The organism is Mycobacterium sp., assembly GCF_039583785.1.
In the GTDB taxonomy this organism is placed as follows: domain Bacteria; phylum Actinomycetota; class Actinomycetes; order Mycobacteriales; family Mycobacteriaceae; genus Mycobacterium.
Genome location: NZ_JAVKSG010000090.1, coordinates 1 through 10,518 on the forward strand (window position 1 = coordinate 1; position 10,518 = coordinate 10,518).

General features: G+C 65.7%; 7 protein-coding genes. All 7 read left to right on the plus strand.

The features are described from left to right. The first annotated feature begins 393 nt into the window (after positions 1-393). Complete coding sequence (locus tag ABDV69_RS18695; RefSeq protein WP_343577073.1) at positions 394-1,167, plus strand: response regulator transcription factor; 774 nt, start codon at positions 394-396, stop codon at positions 1,165-1,167. Positions 1,168-1,185: 18 nt separating this feature from the next. Further along, positions 1,186-2,661, plus strand: coding sequence for a HAMP domain-containing sensor histidine kinase (locus tag ABDV69_RS18700; protein WP_343577075.1), 1,476 nt, complete (start codon positions 1,186-1,188; stop codon positions 2,659-2,661). Positions 2,662-2,960: 299 nt separating this feature from the next. After that, the gene (locus ABDV69_RS18705) at positions 2,961-3,050 is read left to right on the plus strand and encodes a potassium-transporting ATPase subunit F (protein ID WP_343577076.1); all 90 of its coding nucleotides are present in this window, start codon (positions 2,961-2,963) and stop codon (positions 3,048-3,050) included. Beyond that, positions 3,051-4,712 carry a potassium-transporting ATPase subunit KdpA gene (gene kdpA, locus ABDV69_RS18710; protein ID WP_343577077.1) on the plus strand — a complete coding sequence of 554 codons (1,662 nt, stop codon included), beginning with the start codon at positions 3,051-3,053 and terminating at the stop codon, positions 4,710-4,712. Between the two features lies 1 nt (position 4,713). After that, the gene (gene kdpB, locus ABDV69_RS18715; RefSeq protein ID WP_343577078.1) at positions 4,714-6,882 is read left to right on the plus strand and encodes a potassium-transporting ATPase subunit KdpB; all 2,169 of its coding nucleotides are present in this window, start codon (positions 4,714-4,716) and stop codon (positions 6,880-6,882) included. Position 6,883: 1 nt separating this feature from the next. Beyond that, the gene (locus ABDV69_RS18720; protein WP_343577079.1) at positions 6,884-7,837 is read left to right on the plus strand and encodes a potassium-transporting ATPase subunit C; all 954 of its coding nucleotides are present in this window, start codon (positions 6,884-6,886) and stop codon (positions 7,835-7,837) included. Between the two features lie 44 nt (positions 7,838-7,881). Next, positions 7,882-10,458 carry a sensor histidine kinase KdpD gene (locus ABDV69_RS18725; RefSeq protein WP_343577080.1) on the plus strand — a complete coding sequence of 859 codons (2,577 nt, stop codon included), beginning with the start codon at positions 7,882-7,884 and terminating at the stop codon, positions 10,456-10,458. The last annotated feature ends 60 nt before the right edge of the window (positions 10,459-10,518 follow it).

Below are 10,518 nucleotides of genomic sequence, written 5' to 3' on the forward strand. Positions count from 1 at the left end.
ACATTACGGCGTGTCGACGCCCATCAGGCCAGCTCAACCACCACAAACCCCCGAAAAACCGGCTTAACTTAGGTTTAACCACGGCCGACGTGCCGCCGCACCACGGACCGAGCACGTTGATGATCGGCTCAGCGACCGTCATCACGCCCTCCCGCAGACCCGAATTGCCGGCAACGGTAACCGATCTCAATGGCTCTCGCTGGGCGAAGCATGACTGGTGTGGCACCGATCGGCCCGGTCGATCAGGACACCGGGCGGACACCCTGCCAACATCCACTGCGCGACGCCCACTGCGCGAGGCCCACCGGGCCGCCAACGCATCTCGGAACGGCACCGACCTCCTTGTTGCAGGCCTGGTGACAATGACGTGTGCGGCAGGGAGAATCGACACGCATGGCGGCCATGTCGGGATCCACACGCGAGCAGCGGCCGCGTCAGGCGATCCTCGGTCAGCTCCCCCGGATCAGCCGGGATGACGGATCACCGATCCGGGTTCTGCTTGTCGACGACGAGCCCGCGTTGACCAACCTGGTCAAGATGGCCCTGCACTACGAAGGCTGGACGGTCGAGGTCGCGCGCAACGGCCGGGAAGCCGTCGGCAAGTTCGACGACTTCGGGCCCGACGTTGTTGTCCTGGACATCATGCTTCCCGATATCGATGGCCTGGAGATCCTGCATCGGGTCCGCGAAGCAGGGCCCTACACGCCCACGCTCTTCCTGACGGCGCGGGACTCGGTGATGGATCGGGTGACCGGCTTGACCGCGGGCGCCGACGACTACATGACCAAGCCGTTCAGCCTCGAGGAGCTGGTGGCCCGGTTACGGGGATTGCTTCGCCGTTTCACCCACCTCGCACCGCCGGCGGCGGAGACCCTCACGGTCGCCGATCTGGTCCTCGACGGCACCAGCCACGAAGTCCACCGGGCGGGCGCACCGATATCGCTGTCCTCAACCGAGTTCGAGCTGCTGCGGTTCTTGATGCGCAATCCGCGGCGGGCGCTGACCCGCGCCGAAATCCTGGACCGGGTCTGGAATTACGACTTCGCCGGGCGCACCAGCATTGTCGATCTGTACATCTCGTATCTACGGAAGAAGATCGACGCCGGCAGGGAGCCGATGATCCACACCGTTCGTGGTGTCGGGTACATGCTTCGCACGCCGGAATGACACTGCGATAGTAGTGAAATGACCGGGGCGCAGCACACTGCGTGGTGGCGACCGCGCACACTGCGCCACCAGCTGGTGCTGGGCGTCTCGGCCGTCGTCACCATCGTCATGCTCGTGGTCGGGGCTATCTCGGTGGTGAGCCTACGGGACTACGTCAACGCGATGAACGATGCGGAAGTCTCTGAATCACTTGACTCGCTGGACCATTCGTATGCCAGGTACCGAGAATCCGGCCGGGCGGACATCGGGCCGGCACTGTTGGGATTCACCGGGCAGAACCCGGGGAATGTCATCGCCGTGATCCGCAACGGCGATGTCGTCGGTTCGGCGGTCTTCCACGAGGACGACCCGCGCCCCGGCGCACCGGACGTCGTCGCGGCCATCAAAGCGCAGCGCTGGCGCGACGGCGAGATACGGACGGTCAAGCTGGGCCGGCTGGGTGCGTACCGGGTCAGTGGCCAACGGACCTCAGCCGGTGACGTGCTGGTGGTCGGGGTATCGCTGGGCCTGGTCAACAAGACCATCAAGCTCCGAATCGTCAGTGCGACAGTGCTTTCGATAGCGGCACTGCTGGTGACGTCGGGGCTGACCGCACTGGTGGTCGGATACGCGCTGCGGCCACTGCGCCGGGTCGCGGTCACCGCCGCCGAGGTTGCCGGCACACCGCTCACCGGCGAGGATCATCGCATCACCACCAGGGTCCGAACCGACGACACCGACCCGGACAACGAGGTCGGCATCGTCGGGCACACGCTCAACCGGTTGCTGGACAACGTCGACAGCGCACTGGCGCACCGCGCCGAATCCGACCGGCGCATGCGGCAATTCATCACCGACGCCAGTCACGAACTTCGGACGCCGCTGGCGGCGCTGCAGGGCTACTCGGAGCTCACCCGACAGGACAGCGCCGCGTTACCCCCGACGACGGAGTACGCGCTGGCCCGTATCGAGTCCGAGGCCACCCGGATGGCGTCGCTCGTCGACGAACTCCTGCTGCTGTCGCGACTGGGCGAGGGCGACGATCTGCGTACCGAGGACGTCGACCTGGCCGACATCGTGCTCAATGCGTTCAACGACGCCGCGGTGGCAGCACCCAGTCACCGGTGGATCAGGGATCTGCCCGATGACCCGGTTTGGGTGCTTGGCGACTCCGACCGGCTGCACCAACTGGTCAGCAATCTGTTGACGAACGGCTGGGTCCACACCCCACCCGGGGTCACCGTGCGCACGGCGATCACCTGTCATGGGGCCGGCACCGACAACGCCTACGCCGAATTGACGGTGGCTAACGACGGGCCCGACATCGACCCGCAGCTGCTGCCGCATCTCTTCGATCGATTCGTGCGCGCGAGGGACGCATCTCACGAACGTAGCGGCAACGGGCTCGGCCTGGCCATTGTCGACTCGATCGTCAAGGCTCACAACGGAACGGTCAGCGCCGAATCCGCACGCGGCCACACCACGTTCCGGGTGCGTCTGCCGCTGTCGCGGTAGCGCGCAGCGCACTCCCAGCGGGGCGGTTTCCGGCGATCTGCGCAAACCGTGGGCGGCGCATCCGCTGTAAAGAATTCGTTAGCGGCGCAGCGTTGCGCACCGGAGGCGCTTAGCTTTCTCCTCAGACCCGTCATAGCGGGTAAATTGCTTGCCGGAACCGAGACCCACCGCCGATCGACGTGACCGGCTAGCGACGAACGGAGAAACGATGGCCGTGATCGCCTACGTCGTGCTGACGGTGGCTGTGTTCGCCGTCCTCGGCTACGCGCAAAAGCTGATCGAAAAACTATGAGTCGCGCATGAGTTACGACAACATCGTCGGCCTGGGGCTGACCTCGGTGTTGACCGTCTACCTCGTCGCCGCCTTGTTCTTCCCGGAGAGGTTCTAGGTGAGTACATCCATCGCCGGCATCGCTTTGCTAGTGCTGGCGCTTGTAGCGGTACACATTCCGCTCGGCGACTACATGTACCGCGTCTACACCTCGCCGAACGACTGGCGGGTCGAGAAAGCCGTCTACCGCATCATTGGCGCCGACCCCAAAGCCGAGCAGCCGTGGTACGCCTACGCGCGAAGTCTTCTGGCGTTCTCCGCCGTGAGCGTGCTGTTCCTGTTTTTCTTCCAGCTGCTGCAGGGCAAGCTGCCGCTGCACCTGCCGCATCCGGCCACCACAATGACGCCCTCGCTGGCATGGAATACCGCGGTCAGCTTCGTCACCAACACCAACTGGGAAGCCTACGCAGGCGAGTCGACACAGGGCCATCTGGTGCAGATGGCCGGACTGGCCGTCCAGAATTTCGTCTCGGCGGCAACAGGAATGGCCGTGGCGGTCGCCCTGGTTCGTGGATTCGCCCGCACCAGAACGCACGAAATCGGAAACTTCTGGGTTGACCTGGTGCGGGGAACGATGCGTATCCTGCTGCCCATCTCGATCATCGGCGCGACCATGCTGATTGCCAACGGTGCGATCCAGAACTTCCACCTGCATGACCAAGTGGTCACCACACTGAGCGGCGTACCGCAGACCATCACCGGTGGCCCGGTTGCCAGTCAGGAAGCCATCAAAGAGCTCGGCACCAACGGCGGCGGCTTCTACAACGCCAACTCGGCTCACCCGTTCGAGAATCCGACCAGACTGAGCAACTGGGTCGAGATCTTCCTGATGATGGCCATCAGCTTCTCGTTGCCGCGCACGTTCGGCCGGATGGTGCAGAACACCAAACAGGGTTATGCCATCGTCGCGGTGATGGGCGTGCTCGCGGCGATCAGCCTGGTGTCCATCGAAGTGTTCCAGCTGAGCCACCACGGAACCGTGCCCACGGCGGCAGCCGCGGCAATGGAGGGGGTCGAGCAGCGCTTCGCCGTCGCAAACTCCGCGTTGTTCGCCGACGCGACCACGCTGACGTCCACCGGCGCTGTCGATTCGGCGCACGACTCCTACACCAGCCTCGGTGGGCTGGTCGAGATGTTGAACATGCAGATCGGCGACGTGGCGCCCGGTGGCGTCGGCTCGGGGCTGTACGGCATGCTGATCATGGCCATTCTCACGGTGTTCGTCGCCGGCCTGATGGTGGGCCGCACGCCGGAATACCTCGGCAAGAAGATCCGGCCTCGCGAAATGAAGCTGGCGGCAAGCTACTTCCCAGTCACCGAATTGCTGGTACTGATCGGCACCGGCATCGCCATGGGACTGCCCGGCCCGCGGACGGCGATGAAAAACACCGGGCCACACGGCCTTTCCGAAGTGCTCTACGCGTTCACCTCGGCAGCCAACAACAACGGCTCCGCGTTCGCGGGGCTTTCGGCGAATACCACGTGGTACAACACCACCCTGGGCGTGACGATGGTCTTCGCCAGGTTCCTGCCGATGATCCTGGTTCTGGCGCTGGCCGGATCGCTTGCGCGCCAAGGTCATACGCCGGAGTCAACTGGGACGTTGACCACCCACCGGCCGCAGTTCGTCGGTCTGGTCGCCGCGGTGACAATCGTTTTGTGCGCGTTGACCTTCCTGCCGGCCCTGGCGCTCGGACCCCTCGCCGAAGGAATTCACTGAGATGACATCGACGGCGACCAGGTCACGTTTGCACCGGCCCCCACACCCACACGGCGGCCCGACGTCGGCTCAGGGCGGGCTCATCGACCTCGCACTGCTGTTCCGAGCACTGCCCGACGCGGTGCGCAAGTACGACCCACGCACGTTGTGGCGCAACCCGGTACTGCTGATCGTGGAACTCGGTGCGGTCTGGTCGAGCGTGCTGACCATCCGCAGCCAGTCCTGGTTCGGCTGGCTGATCGTGTTCTGGCTATGGCTGACAGTACTTTTCGGCAATCTGGCGGAAGCCGTCGCCGAGGGGAGAGGCAAAGCCCAGGCCGACACGCTACGCAAATCGAAAGCCGACACCATCGCGCGTCGGCTCAAGGGCTGGGCGCCAGACAAGCCCGGCACCGAAGAAGACGTCCGCGCGGCGGACCTACGCCAAGGCGACCTCGTCGTCGTCGAGACCGGCGACACCATCCCGGGCGATGGCGAGATCGTGGAAGGCATTGCGTCGGTGAACGAATCGGCGATCACCGGCGAGTCGGCGCCGGTGATCCGCGAGTCCGGTGGCGACCGCTCCGCGGTCACCGGCGGCACTACAGTGCTGTCGGATCGCATCGTCGTCAAGATCACCCAAGAGCCCGGAAAGAGCTTCATCGACCGGATGATCACGCTCGTCGAGGGCGCCAACCGGCAGAAGACTCCGAACGAGATCGCGCTGAACATCCTGCTGGCGGCGCTGACGCTCATTTTCCTGTTCGCGGTGGTGACCATGCAGCCGCTGGCGATCTACTCGAAGGTCAACAACCCCGGCACACCCGACTCCGACGCCCTCACCGGCAACGGCGTCGACGGCGTCGTGCTGGTGGCGCTGCTGGTGTGCCTGATTCCCACCACGATCGGCGCTCTGCTGTCCGCGATCGGCATTGCCGGCATGGACCGGCTAATCCAACGCAATGTGTTGGCCATGTCGGGCCGCGCCGTCGAGGCCGCCGGTGACGTCGACACGCTGCTGCTGGACAAGACCGGCACCATCACCCTCGGCAACCGGGAGGCATCGGAGTTCATCCCCGTCGAGGGTGTCACGCACGAAGATCTCGCCGACACCGCTGCGCTGTCCAGCCTGGCCGACGACACCCCGGAAGGCCGCTCGATCGTCAGGTACGCCAAGCAGCACTACGGGCTACCCGAACGCCCGCCCGGTGAGCTCAGCCACGCGCACTGGATCGAATTCACCGCGGCGACCCGGATGTCCGGTGTCGACCTCGACGACCGGCGGCTGCGCAAGGGCGCCGCGAACTCGGTGGCCAACTGGATACGCGAGCAAGGCGGTGACGTTCCGGCCCAGCTCGGCGACGTGGTCGACGGCATTTCGGCGACTGGCGGGACTCCGCTGGTGGTGGGTGTAGCCACCCTCGACGACGGCGAACACGGCGACAAGGCCGAAGTGCTCGGTGTGATCCACCTCAAAGACATCGTCAAACACGGCATGCGGGCCCGGTTCGACGAGATGCGCGCGATGGGCATTCGCACGGTGATGATCACCGGAGACAACCCGTTGACCGCCAGGGCAATCGCCGACGAGGCCGGGGTCGACGACTTCCTCGCCGAAGCCACCCCCGAAGACAAGCTGGCGCTGATCAAACGGGAACAGCAGGGCGGTCGACTGGTAGCCATGACAGGTGACGGCACCAACGACGCACCGGCGTTGGCGCAGGCCGACGTCGGGGTGGCGATGAACAGCGGAACCAGCGCGGCCAAAGAGGCCGGCAACATGGTCGACCTGGACTCCGATCCCACCAAACTGATCGAGATCGTAGAGATCGGCAAGCAGTTGTTGATCACCCGCGGCGCGTTGAGCACCTTCTCGATCGCCAACGACATCGCCAAATACTTCGCGATCATCCCGGCGATGTTCGTGTCACTGTTTCCCGGACTGGCCGCGATCAACGTCATGCGACTGCACAGCCCGCAATCGGCAATCCTGTCCGCGGTGATCTTCAACGCGATGATCATCGCCGCGCTGATCCCGTTGGCACTGCGCGGCGTCCAGTACACGCCGGGTAGCGCACCGAAACTGTTGAGCCGCAACCTCTATGTCTACGGGTTGGGCGGTGTTGTCGCGCCGTTCATCGGCATCAAGCTCATCGACCTGGCCGTGCAATTCATTCCCGGGGTGGGCTGACGTGAAGCTCTCGAATGTGCTTCGTCAACACTGGGCGGCCCTTTGCGCCCTGCTGGCGCTGACGGTGATCACCGGTGTCATCTACCCGCTGGTCGTCTGGGGAATCGCACAACTCCCCGGTCTGCATGACAAAGCGGAGGGGTCGATACTCAGCGTTTACGGGCCCAATGGTTCGAAAAGGCCGGTCGGCAGCACGCTGATCGGACAGGCTTTCACCGACAAAAACGGCAACCCGCTGCCGCGGTACTTCCAGAGCAGGCCGTCGGCGGCCGGGGCGGCAGGCTATGACCCCAGCGCTTCGGGCGCCAGCAACCTGGGACCGGAGAGCATCGTCGACACTCCCGCCGATCCGGCCAAGCTGACTCCCGGAACCGATCCGGCGGATGCCGGCTTCAAACCCAGCTTGCTGACTCAGGTGTGCTCGCGCAGTCGGGCGATCGGCCTGCTCGAAAGGGTCGACGGCGCACGGCCGTTCTGCACCGGTGACGGCGTCGGCGCCGTGCTGTCGGTGATCGGCCCGCGTGACCGGGCCGGCAACATCACCCACCCCGTCGCGGTGGTCAGCGTCAACGAGCCCTGCTCGAAGCCGGGCAGCCCGCCCACCATGGTTTTCCAGCGGCTCTACCAGGGCGTGGTGGTCCAGTGCGCTCAATACGGCCGTGACTACTCGGCTGGCCGACTCGTTCCGGTTCGCGGCTCGGCGCCCGAACAGCCGGAGGTGCCGCCGGACGCGGTCACCGCCAGCGGCAGTGGTCTGGATCCCGACATCTCGCCGGCCTACGCAGAGCTTCAGGTGGCCCGGGTGGCCCGCGCTCGCGGCATCAGCGTGGGCCAGGTCCGGGACGCGGTACGCCACAACCAGCACGGCCGAATGTTCGGCTTCATCGGCGAGCCGGTGGTCAACGTGCTGGCGGTGAATCTCGAGTTGGATCGCCTATCTCCGGTGAAGTCTTGACGCTGGCGGTGGATGATGGCGAGGTGACCTCCACAACCGGGCCGGTGTCACACGACGACCCACTCGATCACCGGGCGTATCCCCAGCGACGGGGCGAGCTGCGGATCTACTTGGGTGCTGCACCGGGTGTCGGCAAGACCTGCGCCATGCTCGGCGAGGCGCATCGCAGACTGGAGCGCGGCACCGACGTCATCGCAGCGGTGGTGGAGACGCATGGCCGCAAGAAGGTCGGCGAGCTGATCAAGGGCATCGAGGTCGTTCCGCCGCACCACATCACCTACCGCGGCTCCAGCTTCCCGGAGCTCGATATCGAGGCGGTGCTGCGCCGCAAGCCGGAAGTTGCACTCGTCGACGAGTACGCCCACAGCAACATTCCGGGCAGTAAGCATCAAAAACGTTGGCAGGACATCGAAGCACTACTCGATGCGGGTATCACGGTGATCTCGACGCTCAATGTCCAGCACCTGGAAAGCCTCAACGACGTCGTCGCCCAGATCACCGGCGTCGAACAGCGCGAGACCGTTCCCGACGAGATCGTCCGTAAGGCAGCTCAGATCGAGCTGGTCGATATCACGCCAGAAGCGTTGCGGCGCAGGCTTGCTCACGGGAATGTGTACCCGCCGGACCGCGTCGACGCGGCGCTGACCAATTACTTCCGTGCCGGCAACCTGACCGCGCTGCGCGAGATCGCGCTGCTCTGGCTCGCCGATCAGGTCGACTCCGCGCTGGCAAAATACCGGGCCGACAAAAAGATCACCGAAACCTGGGAAGCCCGCGAGCGGGTAGTTGTCGCGGTCACCGGCGGTCCTGAGTCGGAAACGTTGGTGCGCAGGGCATCTCGCATCGCGTCGAGGTCCAGCGCACAACTGATGGTAGTGCACGTCGTCCGCGGCGACGGGCTGTCAGGGTTTGCCCCGCGTGAGATGGGCAAGGTGCGCGAGCTGGCCGGCAGCATCGGCGCCACCGTGCACGTCGTGGTCGGCGACGACGTGTCGGCCGCGCTGCTCGACTTCGCCCGCGAGACGAACGCCACCCAGTTGGTTCTCGGCAGCTCCCGGCGGTCGCGGTGGGCCAGCATCTTCAGCGAAAGCATCGGCGCGGCCACCATCAAGAATTCGGGCAAGATCGACGTCCATATGGTCGGCCACGAGGCGGCCAACCGCGGTTTGGCGTTCTCGCCGATTCCGCCCCGCGCGCGCCAGGTGGTCTCCTGGCTGGGCGCCGTCATCTTGCCGTTGGCGATCCTGGCCCTCACCTTGCGGCTCGACCCGACCCTGGACGTCGGAGGCAAGTCCGCAATCTTCTTCGCCGGGGTCATCGGTGTGGCCCTCTTCGGCGGTGTGGCGCCGGCCGTGCTGTCCGCATTGTTGTCCGGTGCGCTGCTGGTCTATTTCCACACCGAACCGCGATATTCATTCACGGTCAAGAGCCTGAGCAACGCCCTGACCATCCTGATCCTGCTCGGCATTGCGATGGCGATCGCCGTGTTGGTGGACGCTGCCGCCAGCCGAACCCGGGAAGCCCGGCGGACCAGCCAGGAGGCCGAGCTGCTGTCGCTGTTCGCCGCGTCGGTGTTGCGCGGCGCCAACCTCAACGCGTTGCTGGAGCGAGTGCGCGAGGCGTACTCCCAGCGATCGGTGTGCCTGGTCCGTGAGGTAGAAGGCCGCGCGATCCCGGTCGCCAGTGTGGGCACCGAGTCATGCGTGACCGTCGACGCGGCCGACACCGCGGTCAAGGTCGGCGAGCAGGAATTCTGGATGCTGATGACCGGCCGCAGCCTGACCGGGCGCGACCGGCGGGTCCTGTCGGTTGTCGCAACGCAGGCCGCTGGACTGGTCAAGCGGGGTGAGCTCGCCGAAGAGGCCGACAAGGTCACATCGCTCGCCGAGGCCGACAAGCTGCGTCGTCTGCTGCTGTCCGCGCTCGGCCACGACTTGCGGACCCCACTGACCGCGGCGAAGGCGGCGGTATCGAGTCTGCGGGCCCAAGACGTCTGGTTCTCACCGGAGGACACCAGCGAATTGCTGGCCACCGTCGAGGAGTCGGTCGATCAGCTGACGCTGCTGGTGGCCAACCTGCTCGACTCGTCCCGCCTGGCGGCCGGCGTGGTCCGGCCGGAGCTGGCCGAGGTCTACCTCGAAGAGGTCGTGCAGCGCGCGCTGGTCGGGATCGGCGGGCGCAGCACGATCTACGGCCGGGCGAGCATCGACCGGGTCAAGGTAGAGGTCGGCGGGACGATCGCGATGGGCGACGCGGGTCTCCTGGAGCGCGTGCTGTCCAACGTGATCGACAACGCGCTGCGCTGCGCGCCGGCCAGCATCGTGCGGGTCAACGCCGGCCAGGTCGGAGAGCGAGTATTGATCAACATCGTCGACGAAGGACCGGGCGTGTCCAAAGGAGCCGCGGAGCAAATGTTCCAGCCGTTCCAGCGACTCGGCGACTTCGACACCACTACCGGCCTGGGGCTGGGCTTGTCGGTAGCGAAGGGTTTCGTCGAGGCGATGGACGGCACCATCACCGCCTGCGACACACCCGGCGGGGGGCTGACCATTCTGGTTGACCTGGCCGCGCCGCTGAGCGGCCGGCGCCGGAGTGCCGATGAAAAGGAGCGGCGCTCGTGACCCGCGCCGGCGACGATGCAGAGCGCGCCGCATGAGCGGCGCCGATGAAGAGGAGTGGCG